Origin of the sequence: Vibrio sp. 10N.222.49.C12 (genome assembly GCF_041475025.1) — a bacterium.
GTDB classification, from domain to species: Bacteria; Pseudomonadota; Gammaproteobacteria; order Enterobacterales; family Vibrionaceae; genus Vibrio; species Vibrio crassostreae_C.
The window spans coordinates 34312-51403 of the sequence record NZ_JBFRVF010000004.1 but is presented as its reverse complement, the minus strand read 5'-3'; the positions used below and the strand labels follow the sequence as shown (position 1 = coordinate 51403).

Annotated in this window: 14 protein-coding genes and 1 pseudogene; 5 read left to right on the top strand and 10 right to left on the bottom strand. The window is 43.6% G+C overall.

Translation table 11 applies throughout. The features are described 5' to 3' along the window. Nucleotides 1-273: 273 nt before the first annotated feature. Together gcvT and AB4583_RS02200 are read right to left on the bottom strand one after the other, a co-directional pair. Nucleotides 274-1407: a glycine cleavage system aminomethyltransferase GcvT gene (gcvT, locus tag AB4583_RS02205; protein WP_372116250.1), complete on the bottom strand. Its 1134-nt coding sequence runs from the start codon at nt 1405-1407 to the stop codon at nt 274-276. A gap of 447 nt (nt 1408-1854) precedes the next feature. Continuing rightward, entirely contained in the window at nt 1855-2478 is a 624-nt protein-coding gene (locus AB4583_RS02200) for a helix-turn-helix domain-containing protein (protein ID WP_372116247.1), read from the bottom strand. Nucleotides 2479-2918: 440 nt separating this feature from the next. On the opposite strand from AB4583_RS02200, the gene AB4583_RS02195 reads away from it, so the two are divergent. From AB4583_RS02195 to AB4583_RS02180, 4 genes are all read left to right on the top strand, one after another. Then, nucleotides 2919-4211, top strand: coding sequence for a serine hydroxymethyltransferase (locus AB4583_RS02195; protein ID WP_017072175.1), 1293 nt, complete (start codon nt 2919-2921; stop codon nt 4209-4211). A gap of 51 nt (nt 4212-4262) precedes the next feature. Next, the gene (gene gcvH / locus AB4583_RS02190) at nt 4263-4643 is read left to right on the top strand and encodes a glycine cleavage system protein GcvH (protein ID WP_017064654.1); all 381 of its coding nucleotides are present in this window, start codon (nt 4263-4265) and stop codon (nt 4641-4643) included. A gap of 89 nt (nt 4644-4732) precedes the next feature. After that, nucleotides 4733-7612 carry an aminomethyl-transferring glycine dehydrogenase gene (gene gcvP / locus AB4583_RS02185; protein ID WP_372116243.1) on the top strand — a complete coding sequence of 960 codons (2880 nt, stop codon included), beginning with the start codon at nt 4733-4735 and terminating at the stop codon, nt 7610-7612. A gap of 124 nt (nt 7613-7736) precedes the next feature. Beyond that, complete coding sequence (locus tag AB4583_RS02180) at nt 7737-7874, top strand: hypothetical protein (RefSeq protein ID WP_372116286.1); 138 nt, start codon at nt 7737-7739, stop codon at nt 7872-7874. 97 nt (nt 7875-7971) lie between these two features. On the opposite strand, the gene AB4583_RS02175 is transcribed toward AB4583_RS02180, so the two are convergent. Then, nucleotides 7972-9486, bottom strand: a complete 1515-nt coding sequence (locus AB4583_RS02175; RefSeq protein WP_372116240.1) for a hypothetical protein — start codon at nt 9484-9486, stop codon at nt 7972-7974. 486 nt (nt 9487-9972) lie between these two features. Between AB4583_RS02175 and AB4583_RS02170 the strand changes: the two genes are divergently transcribed. Then, complete coding sequence (locus tag AB4583_RS02170; protein WP_372116238.1) at nt 9973-11355, top strand: MATE family efflux transporter; 1383 nt, start codon at nt 9973-9975, stop codon at nt 11353-11355. Between the two features lie 114 nt (nt 11356-11469). Here the strand turns inward: AB4583_RS02170 and AB4583_RS02165 are convergent, their stop codons facing one another. The 7 genes and pseudogenes from AB4583_RS02165 to AB4583_RS02135 form a co-directional block, all read right to left on the bottom strand. After that, a complete protein-coding gene (locus tag AB4583_RS02165; protein ID WP_372116235.1) occupies nt 11470-12030 on the bottom strand; it encodes a type II secretion system protein in 561 nt (186 codons plus the stop codon). A 414-nt stretch (nt 12031-12444) separates the two neighbouring features. Further along, nucleotides 12445-13299, bottom strand: a pseudogene (locus AB4583_RS02160) (DUF1214 domain-containing protein); the annotation flags it as partial. Nucleotides 13300-13525: 226 nt separating this feature from the next. Further along, complete coding sequence (locus tag AB4583_RS02155; RefSeq protein WP_372116234.1) at nt 13526-14152, bottom strand: LysE family translocator; 627 nt, start codon at nt 14150-14152, stop codon at nt 13526-13528. A 234-nt stretch (nt 14153-14386) separates the two neighbouring features. Further along, the gene (locus AB4583_RS02150) at nt 14387-15250 is read right to left on the bottom strand and encodes a delta-class carbonic anhydrase (protein WP_017072180.1); all 864 of its coding nucleotides are present in this window, start codon (nt 15248-15250) and stop codon (nt 14387-14389) included. A gap of 357 nt (nt 15251-15607) precedes the next feature. Continuing rightward, entirely contained in the window at nt 15608-16069 is a 462-nt protein-coding gene (locus AB4583_RS02145; protein WP_372116230.1) for a hypothetical protein, read from the bottom strand. 131 nt (nt 16070-16200) lie between these two features. Beyond that, nucleotides 16201-16584 carry a VOC family protein gene (locus AB4583_RS02140; protein WP_017068672.1) on the bottom strand — a complete coding sequence of 128 codons (384 nt, stop codon included), beginning with the start codon at nt 16582-16584 and terminating at the stop codon, nt 16201-16203. A gap of 124 nt (nt 16585-16708) precedes the next feature. Beyond that, nucleotides 16709-17077 (bottom strand): hypothetical protein, encoded by a 369-nt coding sequence (locus AB4583_RS02135; RefSeq protein ID WP_017068673.1) that lies wholly within the window; start codon nt 17075-17077, stop codon nt 16709-16711. Nucleotides 17078-17092: the final 15 nt, after the last annotated feature.

Genomic DNA, 17092 nt, shown 5'->3' with positions numbered 1-17092 from the left:
CTCCTTGTAACCCCTACTACTTATTTACAAAAATGATGAATTGCCACCATAACATGTCACAATCGTGATTATAGTAAGTATTTGTAACGATATCGCCACATATCTCATTTTATAAACGAATTTTAAGTAACCGTTGTTAGTGGGTAACGTTAAAAGCAATACGTTACCAAAGACATACGCTACCAAAATCAAAAAAGCCTACCGTTAGGCTTCCCAATAAAGAGAAGCAAACAATAGGCTTTCATTTAGCTTAGTGGTTTCTCTTAAAAGAGATTAGCCACGATAGTAACGCTGAGGTACGAATGGCATTTTTTCTACTGTCATTGGTAGCTTCTTGCCACGAACTTCAGCGAATACTTCAGTGCCAATAACCGCTAGGTCAGTACGAACGTAAGCCATAGAAACAGGCTTGCCCGCGTTAGGACCCGCAGTACCACTTGTTACAACGCCAATCTTGTTGTCTTCAGCATCGAACAGCTCAGCGCCTTCACGTACTGGTGCTTTAGTCTGACCAACAAGACCAACACGCTTGCGTTGAACGTCTTTAGTCGCGATTTGCCCAAGGATGATATCAGCGCCAGGGAAACCGCCTGCACGTTCACCGTCAGTACGACGCACTTTTTGGATACCCCATAAAAGGCTAGCTTCTACCGGCGTTGTTGTTGTATCTAGATCGTGACCGTACAGACATAGACCACACTCAAGACGAAGTGAGTCACGAGCACCAAGGCCAATCCACTCTACTTCTGCTTCTGATGTTAGTTTACGGGCAAGTGCTTCAGCGTGATCGTTCGGTACTGAGATTTCGTAGCCATCTTCACCGGTATAACCACTGCGGCTTACGATGCACTCTACGCCGTCGATATCGACTTTTTGAACATCCATGAACAGCATGTCTGCAACGCTTGGTTGGAAACGAGCCAGAACTTCAGACGCTTTCGGACCTTGAAGTGCTAATAGAGCGCGGTCATCAATCACTTCCATTTTTACGTCTGCAGGAAGGTGAGCCGTTAGGTGGTCGATATCTTGTGTTTTACACGCCGCGTTCACAACAACAAATAGGTGATCGCCAAGGTTAGCAACCATAAGATCATCCATGATGCCGCCCTGTTCATTAGTAAAGAAGGCGTAGCGCTGCTTACCAGAAGGCAGGTCGATAATATCTACTGGAACCAGAGATTCTAAAACAGCGGCTGCATTTTCACCGTGTAGACGCAGTTGCCCCATGTGAGAAACATCAAAAAGACCAGCAGCGTCACGAGTGTGTAAGTGCTCTTTCTTTACACCTAGTGGATACTGAACTGGCATGTCGTAGCCAGCAAAAGGAACCATTTTTGCGCCGACTTCAACGTGAAGTGCATGCAGAGGTGTTTTTAGTAGGTCTTGATTAGCGTGTTCTTGAGTCATTTTATTCTCCATGAAGCGTTGCAGGCTTTCCAAATCGAATCTGCCGCTTATATCTCTATTTAGAGTCGCCTCTAACGATATGGGTTAACGTTAGAAACAGTAGATAGTAAAAAGTGATGTCTTCTATATAGGCTTTTATTACTAGCGATATAAAAAGAGGCTTCTGTATAAAAGCTATACGACTCACTTTCTAAGAATTCACTTCAGTAAACTTCAATCAACATGAGTAAACCGTGTTCACTATAGTAAACAAGCCTGAGTCAGTTTTACACCCTTAACAAGATTAAAACAGCTCAAAATGTGATATTTAACAATTTAAAAACAACTTTCAGTCGCATACAAAAACGCGATACTGATGCTTTTCACACCAACATCGCGTCTTTTGGCAAACGTTAGAAACAAAAGCAAACGTTTGCATTCACTATAAGAAATTCTAACTTTGTTAACTTATTTTGCAGTCACCCACAAAATCAGTGCATCTTCTGTACTGGTAGAAATCAGCATGTGGCCCATATTGGCATCGTAATACATGCTATCGCCTTCGCTCATTGGCACAGGTTCGTAGAATTCTGAGTAGAACATCACATCGCCAGAGATGATCATTAAGAACTCCTCTCCATCGTGGCGAACCCAATCGTTATACTCTTCAAAAGTACGAGCTCTAACGCGGCTCTTAAACGGCATCATCTTCTTATTCGAAAGTTCTGTCGCGAGCAGTTCATGCTCGTAAGTCGGAGTTGGGTGAGGTTTGCCCTGACCTGCTTTAGTTAAGTCACGACGTCCTGTGGCAACCTTTTTTCTTGGTGGCTCAAAGAGTTGCGGCATATCAATTTGCAAACCCATAGCCAATTTCTGCATCGCTTGGAACGTCGGTGAGATTTGTTCGTTCTCGATTTTACTCAGCGTAGAGCGCGCCAAACCAGTACGTTGGCTCGCTTCTTCTAACGTAATGCCCAGCTTGCTGCGGATATCTTTAATACGCTGGCCGAGCCTAAGTGGTTCGATATTCTGATCTAACGTCTCTTTCGCCAACGTTAAAGATGGGTACTCATCATAAATGTCTTCTGACATAGGTCCCTCATTCATTTCTTACTTCCTGTCTATTGATTTCATTGTTGCATGAAGCGCTTTGTTGATTAAAGAGCACACAGGGAAATAAAGCGTGCTCCCTGTAGCAAAACGAGAAAATCTGTTTCCTATTGGAAATTTTTGTTGAAAATTGATTTTATCGGAGCTATGTTATCGACTTGTTAGATGAAGAGATGCTACTTCAGCTTGCAGCAAGTGATAGATTTAACATTTGTAAGAGCTGTTTTTTACCCGAAATTTTTGGGAACCAATTCGTGCTGCATTGACCCTACAACGATCGCTTTGACGCTATGGTCGTATAAATAAGAAGCAACGCACTATTTATACACCTATATAACGCAAACGATACCGATGCAGAAATCAACGTAAGACCTAATGGACTATAAAAACAATCACCATTAGCTTAATGAAAGGTCTCGACAATGAACGCTTATCAAAACCATAGCTTAGACAGTTTTTTCTCTACGAACCTATCTGCGACTGACGACGCAGTATTTGCTGGAATCCAAGCAGAGAACACTCGTCAAAACGAACAAATCGAACTTATTGCTTCTGAGAACATCGTTTCTAAAGCAGTAATGCAAGCTCAAGGCACTTGCCTTACCAACAAATACGCAGAAGGCTACCCAGGTCGTCGTTACTACGGTGGTTGTGAGCACGTAGATACAGTAGAAGCTATTGCGATTGAACGTGCTAAACAGCTATTCAAGTGTGAGTACGCGAACGTACAACCTCACTCAGGTGCTCAAGCGAACGGCGCAGTTAAACTTGCCCTACTTCAACCTGGCGACACTATCCTAGGTATGTCTCTTGACGCTGGTGGTCACCTTACGCACGGTGCACGCCCTGCGCTTTCAGGCAAATGGTTCAACGCAGTTCAATACGGCGTAGACCGCGACACTCTTGAAATCGATTACGAAGCGGTACGCGCTCTCGCTATCGAATGCCAACCTAAAATGATTATTGCAGGTGGTAGTGCTATCCCACGCGTTATCGACTTCGCTAAATTCCGCGAAATCGCTGACGAAGTTGGCGCTATCCTAATGGTCGATATGGCACACATCGCGGGTCTTATCGCGACAGGTGCTCACCCTAGCCCACTACCACACGCACACGTTGTGACTACAACAACGCACAAAACACTTCGTGGCCCACGCGGCGGCATGATTCTGACGAACCACGAAGACATCAACAAAAAGATCAACTCTGCAGTGTTCCCTGGCCTTCAAGGTGGCCCATTAATGCACGTTATCGCGGCTAAAGCCGTGGCGTTTGGCGAGGCACTTGGCCCAGAATTTAATACTTATATTGATTCAGTGATCGACAACGCAAAAGTTCTTGCTGAAGTGTTGCAAACTCGCGGTTGTGACATTGTGACTGGCGGAACAGACACGCACCTAATGCTGGTTGACCTTCGTCCTAAGGGCTTGAAAGGTAACGTAACTGAAGAGGCATTAGAGCGTGCAGGGATCACATGTAACAAAAATGGCATACCATTCGACTCAGAGAAGCCTATGATTACCTCTGGCATTCGTTTAGGTACGCCAGCTGGAACCAGTCGTGGTTTTGGCACTGAAGAATTCAAACTTATCGGTGAATGGATCGGCGATGTACTTGATGGCTTAGTTGAAAGCCCTGAAGGCAACGCTGAAGTTGAGCAACGTGTTCGCAAGCAAGTTAAAGAGCTTTGCAAACGCTTCCCTCTTTACCGTTAAACCGTTTTTAAGATTTAAATTAAAACCTCATAAATTTTTGGAGAATAAGCAATGGACAATACACTAAAGTTTGCAGACAGCCACGAGTGGGTAAAAGACAACGGTGACGGTACTGTGACTATCGGTATTTCTGAGCACGCTCAAGAGATGCTAGGTGACGTTGTGTTTGTTGACCTGCCTGACACTGACGACGAAATTGAAGCTGGCGAAAGCTTCTCTCTAGTTGAATCAGTGAAAGCTGCTTCTGATATCTACGCACCAATCTCTGGCGAAATCGTAGAAATCAACGAAGAATTAGAAGATAGCCCAGAGCTAATCAACGAAGAACCTTATGAAGGTGGTTGGATTGTTAAAGTGAAGATGTCTGATGCGTCTGAACTAAACAACCTTAAAGATGCGGAAGAATACCTAAGCTCTATCGAAGAAGACTAATAGGTAACCTCATTACGATAAAGCTGCTCTTTTGAGCAGCTTAATTTTAGGGGCTAGCTCACGGCTCCAGAGAGAAAGTAGAACATATCATGACTGAATTACTTCAAAGCCAATTACTGAAAGACCTGGGTACTCAAAACGAGTTTGTTGCTCGTCATAACGGCCCAAATAAAGCAGACCAGCAAAAAATGCTTGAAGCGATCAACGCGACTAGCCTAGACGCACTGATCGACGAAACGGTTCCTGCACAAATCCGTCTTGAAAAACCAATGACACTTGCTGCGCCACTAAGCGAAATGGACATGCTGACCTCTCTTAAAGAGATCGCTAACCTAAACCAAGTGAAACGTACTTTCATTGGCCAAGGCTACTACAACACATTCACTCCAAACGTTATTCTACGTAACGTTTTAGAGAACCCAGGCTGGTACACAGCTTACACACCATACCAACCAGAGATCTCTCAAGGTCGTCTTGAAGCTCTACTCAATTACCAACAAATGGTAATGGACCTTACAGGTATGGAAATCGCAAACGCATCACTTCTTGATGAAGCGACAGCGGCTGGCGAAGCAATGACACTGTGTAAGCGTGCAGGTAAAAGCAAGAGCAAAGTATTCTTCGTTGCTGACGATGTTCACCCTCAAACACTAGAAGTTGTTAAAACTCGTGCTGAGTACATCGGTTTTGAAGTAATGGTTGGTGCTCTTGAAACACTTCCAGAGCAAGACGTATTTGGTGCGTTGGTTCAATACCCTGGTACAACAGGTGAAGTTCGCGACCTAACAGACATCATTGCGAAAACTCAAGCAAACAAGACTCTTGTAACGGTTGCAACTGACCTACTTGCTTCTGCTCTACTTAAGCCAGCTGGCGAAATGGGCGCAGACGTAGTTATCGGTTCAGCGCAACGTTTCGGTGTTCCTATGGGTTACGGCGGTCCACACGCTGCATTCATGGGTACTCGTGAAAAGCATAAGCGTACAATGCCAGGTCGTGTAATCGGTGTTTCAATCGATACTCACGGTAACCAAGCACTACGTATGGCAATGCAAACTCGTGAGCAACACATCCGCCGCGAGAAAGCGACATCGAACATCTGTACAGCTCAAGCACTTCTAGCAAACATGGCGTCTTTCTACGCGGTTTACCACGGTGCAGAAGGCCTACGTACTATTGCCCGTCGTACACACCACATGACAGCTATCCTAGCGGCTGGCCTGACTAAAGCGGGTTACGAGCTAACGAACAACAGCTTCTTCGATACCATCACAATCAACTCTGAAGAGAAGACAGATGCACTGTACGCGAAAGCACAAGCAGCAGACATCAACTTGCGCCTTCTTAAAGGTAAGATCGGTATCAGCTTAGATGAAACAACCACAGTCGACGACGTGAATGCCCTATTCGCTATCTTCGACGTAAAAGAAGACGTTCAAGCGCTATCTTCTGACATTGCATCAAATGAGTTTGCGGCAATTCCAGAAAACTGTCGTCGTGAATCAGAGTTCCTAACTCACCCAGTGTTCAACACGCACCACAGCGAAACGCAAATGATGCGTTACCTAAAACAGCTTGAGAACAAAGACTTCTCACTAACGCACGGCATGATCCCACTGGGCAGCTGTACGATGAAGCTGAACGCTGCTGCTGAGATGATTCCAGTAACATGGCCTGAGTTTGGTTCTATTCACCCATTCGCACCTCTAGAGCAAGCGGCGGGTTACACAGCGCTAGCGAAAGATCTTAAAGAGAAGCTATGTGAAATCACCGGTTACGACGATTTCTCACTACAGCCTAACTCTGGTGCATCTGGTGAATACGCGGGTTTAATCGCGATTCAACGTTACCACGCAAGCCGCGGTGAAGCTCACCGTAACGTTTGTCTGATTCCAAGCTCTGCGCACGGTACTAACCCTGCAACAGCATCAATGGTTTCAATGAAGGTAGTGGTTGTTAAGTGTGATGAAGATGGCAACATCGACATGACAGACCTAGCAGCGAAAATCGAGAAGCACAAAGAAAACCTATCAAGCATCATGATCACTTACCCTTCTACGCACGGCGTATACGAAGAGCAAGTGAAAGAAGTGTGTGAACAAGTACACGCAGCGGGCGGTCAAGTTTACCTAGACGGCGCGAACATGAACGCTCAAGTAGGTCTAACTTCACCTGGCTTCATCGGTTCAGACGTATCTCACTTGAACCTACACAAAACATTCTGTATCCCACACGGTGGTGGCGGTCCGGGTATGGGTCCTATCGGTGTTAAATCACACCTAGCACCTTTCCTACCAGGTCACATCGAAAACGGTGTGCAAGGTTCTGACTACGCGGTATCAGCTGCAGATCTAGGTAGTGCTTCAATTCTACCTATCTCTTGGGCTTACATCGCGATGATGGGCGAACCTGGCCTAACAGACGCAACGAAAGTAGCGATTCTGAACGCGAACTACGTGATGGAAAAACTACGTCCTCACTACCCTGTTCTTTACCGTGGCACTAACGGCCGCGTAGCGCACGAATGTATTATCGATATTCGTCCACTTAAAGAAAACACAGGCATCAGCGAAGAAGATATTGCTAAGCGTCTGATGGACTTCGGTTTCCACGCACCGACTATGTCTTTCCCAGTAGCTGGCACGCTAATGGTAGAGCCAACTGAGTCAGAAGACCTAGAAGAGCTGGACCGTTTCTGTGAAGCGATGATCGCAATCCGCCACGAAATGGCAGCAGTGAAAAACGGTGAATGGCCACTAGACAACAACCCTCTAGTGAACGCACCGCACACACAAGTTGATCTAGCTGGCGCAGAATGGGATCGCCCTTACTCTCGTGAACTTGGTTGTTTCCCATCGAAAGCAACCAAGAACTCGAAGTACTGGCCAACAGTTAACCGTGTAGACAACGTATACGGCGACCGTAACCTAATTTGTTCTTGCCCAAGCATCGATAACTACGAAGACTAATTCGTAGCGGCGCTAAGCAGCGAAACATAACAAAAGGCGAACCAAATGGTTCGCCTTTTTGTTGTCTGAAATCTGAGTTCAACAAAAGCGTTGACCTTACCGTAAGGGAAAGGTTTAAGGTGAAATGAATCCAATGATGAATGAGGAAACAATTATGGGATGTTGCAACAAAGCGCCAAAAGGTGGAGCCCCTCTTGGCTTATTTTTGAAAGTCACACTTGGGATTGGGCTTTTTGTGTTTCTGCTGGCTTTGTGGCAGTAAGAGGCTGATACAGCGCTGGGTTTGAAGTCAAGAAGTGATGGTATGGACAAGGTAGATAGCGCCAAGTTGATATTGGCGCCATAGTCATTTGTTATATTTACAATAACTCAGCTTTAACATCTCGAACGATATTATTGCCAACCCGCTTAGCGTCACTTGGGGTTTTAGCGCAAGGCACTTGATATCTGTCGTCATCAATAAATTTAATATGGTTATGTGTTCCTGTTTCAACAGCTTCCATATTAAGACTTCTCAGGTCAGACTTAATTTTAGGGGTTAGACCATTATAGCTACTAAACAGTGATTTAATACTCTGTATAAAGCTATCACGAGTGCCATCTACTTCATTATACTTGACAATATCTTGAAGTAGGTGATGCCTACGAGAATTTTGTTTAGCACTATCTAGTTGGCTCTTAACTATTTCAATTACTAAGTCTGAAACCTCACCACTATAAAACTCTTTCTCTTTACCGTAGGTAATAATTGGTTTGCCCACTTTAGTGGCTTTACCTTGTAATTCTTTAAAACGAATATCCAAAACTTGATAGTCAGATTTAATCTTATCAAGGTTATCTTGGGTTTCGATATTTGCAATCAACTGCTCTTCAATTTCTAATTCGTGTTTTTGTTTTAGCTGTTCAATTAAATTTTCTTGCTCTTCAAGTTGAGCGAAGGCTTGCTCAGCAAGCTCTTGGTATTCATTATCTTCTGAAAGATCCTCAAACCTTTTCTTTAGCAAAGTACGCTGATCTTTTTGTCGTTTCGCACGTACCGCACTTGGGCTAAAATGTTTTTTCTTGTTAAAGCCATTCGTAGTATGTGTAATGTGAGAAAGAATATACTGTAACGCATGAACACCTGAAGTCATGACGTCATTGAGACTTGCTTGGGAAAACAATTTGGTGTGACAACCATTACCGTTGAACGAAGGATATATAATATTTACGGCTCCATCCCACGCAGAATACTTACGCCCAAGCATACTTTCCATTTCCCAGCTGTTAATCTCTTCATCAGAGTACACAACTTGTGCCAATCCTAATAACTGCTCTTGAAGTTTTTGAGGATTAATAACAGGTTTGTTATTTGTTTTAAGGTTACTAACCAAAACTAGTGGGTGCTTTCGTTCCTTTCGTTCAATCTCAAAACTTAAAGCTTTTAATGACTCTCGAGTATCTGAGAAACTTAAAAGCTTTGACCCTACAGTTTCATTATGTAGTTCCCCATTTTGCTGTAGAAAATTCACAAGACGAGGTTTTGTAGTTGAAGGAATTTCAGTGACTAATGTACTTATATCACTAGTTTCCAGCAAAATAGATACCGTTGTTTTACCTTCTTCTTCTCGGATACCAATTTCAGTAATCCATTGGCGACCTTTTATCTCTTTGTCTGGATGAGTAAACAAGACCGAATACATATACGGATGAAGGTCTACCGCTGAATATGTTCTGACTTTCATTCGATCAATTGAAAATTCATCACCGCTTTTAAGCTCCGCTACAGTAAAGTGTCGCTTTGTAACGTTCTTGAGCCAGCCTGCTACGGTACGAAAGGCAGTTTGACTACTGTTTCCACCTACAAGTTGAAATTGATTGACGTAAATTAGCATTTGTTCCCTTAACCATTTTAGTTCTTATACTCGATACAGAATACCACACCAATATATGCTATCACATTGATCTGGAACTAGTTTCACAAATAGATAGACTTCAATGTAAACAGAAAAGCTATCAGACCAAAAAATTACGCACTTAAATACAGAATTTTCTGTCTAGTTTTTTATGCCACCAATTGTACTAGCCTTCGTCTTTCCATAACAATTACTTATACCGTCACCTTAGTGATTAGCGTAGCAAATATTCAATTTAACTGCCTCGTATGATTCCCACTAAATCATGAGCTTACGCGCGTTATATCCGTGTTGTAACCATCACAACCTACCCTTACCTCGGAGCAAGTAAAACTCGATAAATCCAATGCTTGACCCTATACAGTAAGGTGTTTATATTGTCGCCCGCCCAACGGGGCACATCCTAAAATGCACACCGGCCATCCTGCCATCACTGGTGCATTTATATTGGTGTTTTGAACTTCCATGCTAACGAAACTTCGTCCTTTTACTCGTGAATCGGGTGCGCTTATGCATCTTTCGATTCCAATCATTTTGACTCAAATAGCGACCCAAGCGATGGGATTTGTCGATACGACAATGGCTGGCCAAGTAAGCCCTGCCGATCTCGCTGCAATTGCACTTGGCACTAGCCTTTGGATTCCTGTATTGCTGCTACTGCGTGGTGTGATTATGGCGTTAACGCCAGTCGTTGCTTATCACCGTGGCGCTCGCGACTTTCAGAGTATCTCTGTTGAATTCTTCCAGATGGTATGGCTTGCATTAATTGCGAGTGTACTGCTCATCGCTTACCTCGTAAGTGCCAAACCGATCTTAGAATGGATTGGGGTTGCCGCTGAGATCATTCCTATCGGCAGTGACTATGCGTTTGCCCTAGCCTTTGGTGTACCGGGTATTGCCCTGTTCTACACCTTGAACGGCTTCTGTGAAGGTATGAACAACACCAAAGTGCCGATGATCATTTCGGTAATTGGTTTGCTTATTAACATTCCAGTCAACTACGTGCTTATCTACGGTAAGTTTGGCTTCCCTGAAATGGGCGCTGTAGGCTGTGGCTGGGCAACAAGTTTAGTGTATTGGCTAATGTCAGGCATGCTGTATTCCTACATTAAAGGTCATCACCACTACAAGACCATCATCAAGTTTTCAGATGCGAAGCCAAAAGCAAAAGAGATGCTTCACCTTCTAAGATTAGGTTTACCCATCGGGATGAACATTGCAGTGTGTGGCAGCATCTTTGCGGTAATCGCACTGATGATTGGTCGTATTGGCGCTGAGAACGTAGCAGCCGCGCAAATTGCACTTAACATTTCGAGCCTAACTTATGTGATCCCGATGAGTATCTCGTTTGGCATTACGATTCGTGTTGGGCACGCTCTAGGTGAAAAAGACGAACTCGGTGCGATTGAGCGCAGTAAAGTCGGTATTTTGGTGGCAGCATTAATCTCGTTGCTTTCGGTAGCGATGTTCCTACTGTTCCCTGAGTTAATCATTAGACTTTACACAACCGACCCTACAATAAGCGCGACAGCAGCTGTATTGTTGACCTTTACCGCTATGTACCAATTCAGCGATGCATTGCAAACGTCTGCTAACGGTGCTCTGCGTGGCTATAAAGACACTAAGATCCCGATGATCTTAGCTATCGCTTCATACTGGGGCTTAGCACTGCCACTGGGCATGGTACTGGGCTTAACAGACCACATTGTTCCTGCAATGGGTGAAGAAGGCTTTTGGATTGGTATTCTAACGGGCTTGAGTGTTTCAGCAGCTCTGATGCTACTTCGCTTACGATACGTGATTAAGAAGCGTGACTTGCCGCCAGCAGATGCAGCAATAGCAAACTAAGAAAAATCATCAAACTAATACAAAAAAAGCGCGTTATTGCTACTCGGCAATAACGCGCTTTTTTATTGAATTCGAATAAGCTTTAATCTAAATAGAATCGTTTAGCTGCTCTGGTTAACATTCGTCGTTCACTACACGAACGGTACATTCACAGCCGCCCTCAGGACATTCGCTCCCATTCGTTCGACCAAAAGAATCATAGATAACATAACAACCCGAAGGTAAGGCATCATCAGTTATGTTATTGCTGTCAAGGTCAGCTTCACTAAATGAATGAGTGTACCCAACGACAGTGTGTCGATTTCCAACAGCCGATGTTAAATTGTCATCTTCAGATAGCGTCAGAAAATCAATCATATCAAGTTCGTCACCTTCATCCCCCTCACTTTCAGGACATAGCGTTCCCCAGTCGACCTCAACACTACCGATACCAAAATCGATTACATAGTTGCTCTGATCACCTGGGTCTGATGCATCGGGATTAAGCCCAGCGATAATAGCCTTAGAGGTTACTTGTGTGATCACCCCTTCCATCGCACCCGCAACACCTTCAAGTACCGCTTCTCTCGCTGATTCCTGAATACCAAGGAATCTTGGAGCAGCCGTTACCGCTAGTACTCCGAGTATCACGATCACGATGATTAATTCCATTAAAGTAAATCCGTTTTTCTTCATGACATCCGCATCTTTTGATAACTTAAATATTCGATAACCCAATGAATTACCTATAACTATACACCTCAAATAGGACTCATAACACTCCACGGCTATCGGTTTTTATAACGCTGGTATGTGGTATTTGTTCCCTTTAGAGGCATCAAATATAACTGGAAGCGTTGTCACATAAGGTGTCAGCGGGTTTAAATTCGAACAAATACGTGGGGAAACTGAAAGTATCGATGGAAGAAGGTTTAATTGATTTATTTGAACTGAGGCACGCTGCGTATAACCAAAGTTAGACCATTTTTTGACTCGCACTTTGTGTCTCTCTACTTAAGAAAGCAAGAAATGAAATAGAACCCATAAAAAACGCGCTACTACCACGGGTAATAGCGCGTATCTATCAATCGTTGTACGACTATCGCAACATTAGTTCACTGCTTTCACGTAAGGAAGCACTCGGAATCCATCACGTACTTTTTGGCTTGGAATGTAATGACGGAAAGCTAAGTTAAACACACCAGAATCGTTTTCTGTTTTGATGTTGTTTACTGCATCATCACCACAACCAAAGCTTACGGTGTAAGTGCCGTCTGCATTTTTCTCAGCCGTGTTTGAGCTTACGTTCGCCACTTCACCAAACATGAAACCTTGCTTGTTGTAGACCGTTACCGACCAAAACGCTTGGTTCTTAGGATCATCAAAGGTTGCCTGATGACAAGTGTCTGCTGGGAAGTTACCAGAGACTTCGTAAATATTGTCATCTAACTGCGCGCCACCCCAACCGATAGCCGCGCCCACTGCGTACTTCTCTTTGGTAAACATCTCTTTTGAAGCATCTTCAGGGCTGGTAAACATACCAAATGTCGCCTGAGCACCATCGCGTTTCAGTAGTTTTGGCATTTCCATCTTAAGGCTCGTCTCTACCTCTTCAAAAGATTTCTCATCCACTTGCATAGCAGTAAACTCGCCATCCGCTTTTGCATCAATGCTCATTTTATCTTGGATTTCATGAACTTCATTTTTCGAGAATGTCGCGTCGGTACGAACAATGACGTAAACGTGATCACCGCTATGAGTAGAAAGATCAAACGTACCTGAACCGTATTGCATTGGCTGAATGCGGTGATCTTCAGTAATCACTTCCATCGACATGTACTTGCCTTCAGGGATCTCAGGTAACGTGACGGTCGCCCTCTTTGATACATTAATTGCTGCCATTGAGTAGTAGGTGTCTCGGTTCATTCGAACCACATCCTGTTCATCTGTTGGCGTGAGTTCGCGTTACGTTCCTCTCTTTGATTAAAACACTTAACGACACCAATAAGTTTAGATCCAGCCGAGAAAGCTGTTGTTCGATAGTCATCATAAGACATGCATTCGAGTAATATCACTCGTTAAATAATTGCACCATTGTGACTAACAAACCAGTCTCTGTTTAAACGATGGCATTTATATCCAACTAAAAAGGCGAACCCATCGGTTCGCCTTTTTGTTTAAAGATTCGTATTTATCGATTGATCGCCAAATATGAGCCAGCAGCAATCATTATTCCACCAGCACTTTGGTTTAACCTTTTATGTGCGCGTGGCGTTTTTAACAAACCTGCCATTCTGCCCGCGCCCACAGCGATAAGCATTAAGCCTAACATCAGAGCAACAGATGCTAAAGCAGAAACTAATACGATATCTTGTGAGCGCAGAACAGTCAGATCAATAAAAGTCGGCAAGAACGAAATATAAAACAGAATCACTTTAGGGTTCGATGCTGAAATCAAAAAGCCTTGCGCGAAACTCGCGAGTTCAGATTTCTGACTCTGTTTGGCCGCAAGTTCCGCAGAGCCTTGCACTTCAGGCAGGCTCTTAAACATCTTGTAGCCCAAGTAAATCAAATAAGCTGCACCAACATAGCGAATCACCTCAAACGCAATCGACCAATTCTCGGCAATCGTTGCTAGACCGAAACAGGCAAGCGCAAGGTAAATAAGATCACTGCATATCATACCTAACGAAAGCGTGACGCACTTTCGCCATCCTTGAACCATAGCACGAGCTAAAATGGCAAAGACGCCAGGCCCCGGAGTAATACCAAATACAAACATGGCAATAAAGAATGTAATCGCACTTTCTAATGACATTGGACTGTCCTTTTCTATAACCCAACATAATTGATCATGAACGTATCATGGAGCTTCGATTCTGGTAAAGAACGTTTTTTACTAAATACGATTTACACAACTCATGTATTGAATAAGTGTCGCACGTAATTTACCCACCAGACTTAATTAAACCTAAACCTAAGTACTTTTCGTTAGGGCATAAAAAAGGCGAACCTATTGGCTCGCCTTAATCATTTTGTTCGCCAGAATCGTTTAGTCGTTACGAATGGGTGATAACAACTCAGGGTTAACCACCAAATTTCTCACACCGTGGGCGTGATCTTCGTTAAAGTCATTGCCTTCACACCAGCTACCTACTGTCGCGATATTTACTTTCGCAACTTGTGGTCTAACGCTCCATGTTACTTGGAAAGGTGAACCTTGCTCATTATAACCAGGACCCGTTGTAGAGCCTGCGTATTGGATCGCTGAGCCCGTATCTTGTGGGATGTTTGGTGCTTGGTGTAAGCCGTTCACTTTTGAATGTTTAGCGAGCGCTTCAAAGTCGGGTGCTTTGTCGTCATTCACTAATACGTAAACTTGGGTTTCTACACGCAGTTGCGGGTTGGTAATCGCATCGTTAAAACAAGCACCCAGTGTTTCACCCGGTTCAACTTGCGCCGTTGAATAAACATAGTGAACTTCAATGGTGTCACCCGAATGCAAAGAACCATGCTCGCTCGGACAAACCTTGCCCTCAAATGGTTTCAGCTCAGCAGAACTCAGCTTGCCTGTGTATTTAAAGCCACTCTGGAATCCCTTACCATCACCGTTACCAGCGTATTGAGTAAACTCTCCACCTTTATGCTCAGCATTTTTATGGAAGTGAATATTACATAAGTTCATCGCTGTTGAATCAGGGGCATCCGAGAACAGCCTAGTATTTTTACCTTCTAATGAACCCAAATCTCGTGGAGCTTGCGGTCCAAAACCTTGTCCTTGGGTATTTTCAGAAAGCTTCGCTCTTTGTTCTGCGATAACTCCATCTGATACAGACTCATGGTTCGCGTCTGATGCATTTGCATGAGCTGACAACATCACCAATGCGGCACTTAAAAACACACTCTTATTCTTCATTTTTCTTCCCTAGAATATTGATAACTAAACCCAAACCGACTTAACAGCAAACATCTTACTATGCTCATAAGTGAATATAAGGCTTGTCTTTGTAAGATTAGATTTCATTGCTTACTTTGGGATGAGTATTAGAACCCTTGATGCATATAACAAGTCAAACAGGGTAAATTCGGCGAGTCCCTTCCAGAACGAATAATTTCCTATTTACGTTAACCGTCGCCTGACTCAGCGCTCAGATAAGTGAGCACGATTCTTAGGAAGAACGGTGGCCAGATTTAGAAGATCAAAAAAGGCGAACCATCTGGCTCGCCTTCACGTTTCATTCTATCTATTAGGTTGTGGTTCTAAGTTAACGATTTAACCGTTACCGGTGGCAAATATCCCAAACGTCATGACGTTCAATGCATCTGTCACGCCCTCTAGTGATTTAATCACCGTCTTAGTCGGTTTATTATGACGAATAACATAGCTTCCGATGCCTTTTTCACCGCCACTCTTAGCATCACTTTCAGTTGTTTCTGTCGCTTCTATTTGAGAAGGCTCCACTGATTCTGGCTCTGCATTGGCGTGAGCTATCGTGTCTTTATTTGAATCAAGGTTAGTGAGTGGTTGATGATTAACGATTGAATCATGGGAAGAATCAACGTTGGTCTCAGCACTTGTATCAATTGCAACATCGATATTGCTCTCTTCTTCCAAGCTTTTCGACATTGCGTCTTCGTTGCTCAATGTATTGTCGTCTAGCTGATGATTACTCGTTGAAGAACAAGCTGTTAAGAAAAATAGGCTAACGATGAATATGAGTAAGTTTCTCATCATAGTGATAAAGCACGAATTAATAAAACATTGTTCGATTGTATTTTATTTGGCTGACGACATCCAGTGATAAGCGGAGTAAACACGAACAGTCACGGTCTTGAAGAGTAAACAAAAGCGTACGGGTTTAGTGCTTAAGAATAATAATTCGAGAGCTCAATGAGGTTGCCATCAGGATCTCGAATATAAACAGAGACAATTTTTCCCGTCGCACCGGTTCGCTGTACTGGTCCCTCTTCTATCACGACGCCTTGTGCTTTGATATGTTCAGTGGCTTCAGCAATTGGCATATTGGTAATAAAGCAGAGATCTGCACTACCGACCTGCACACGCCTTGCCTTTGGCTCGAACTCGCTACCTCTGAGGTGTAAATTGATCTTCTGCGTTCCAAATGACAACGCCAACCTGCCCTCGCCAAATTCGATAGGCTTCATTCCAAGTACCCGTTGGTAAAAGTCGACCGTAACTTGTAAATCTTTCACGGTTAATACCAAATGATCCAACTGACTGATTTCCATCATTACCTTCCTGTAACTAAGAGTGGTAAGGGCTTATTGGCGGTGACTAGGCACAGTTAGGTGAACAATGTCATTCGACAACCCACATAACTCATAACAGAAATGTAGGTTGGAATTACTGAACTTAGCCTTTGCGCTTACTGAGCGTGTAGGAAACTAGACTATCATCACCAATCTTGAACACCCAAACATTCTCGCCATCCACAAACTGAAATTGATTGGTTGATTCAGTCAGCTTTAGTTTCCCAATAAATTCAGACAATGCTGGCTTGTTGATGATGAAGCTTCCTTCTGAAGTATTCGCATCCAGATCGTTATTCACTTCAATCTTCACGGTAGATTTAGGCAAAATGTCGGGTAACCAACCTCTGTCAAACAATCGCTCTTGTTTGGCTTGCGCATAAGTCGAGTACTCATCGCTAACAACATCTGAACAGCCAGACATTAGAACCAAAGCCGAAAATAAGATAGAGAATAAAACGTTAATTTTCATTTAATTACCATAAAT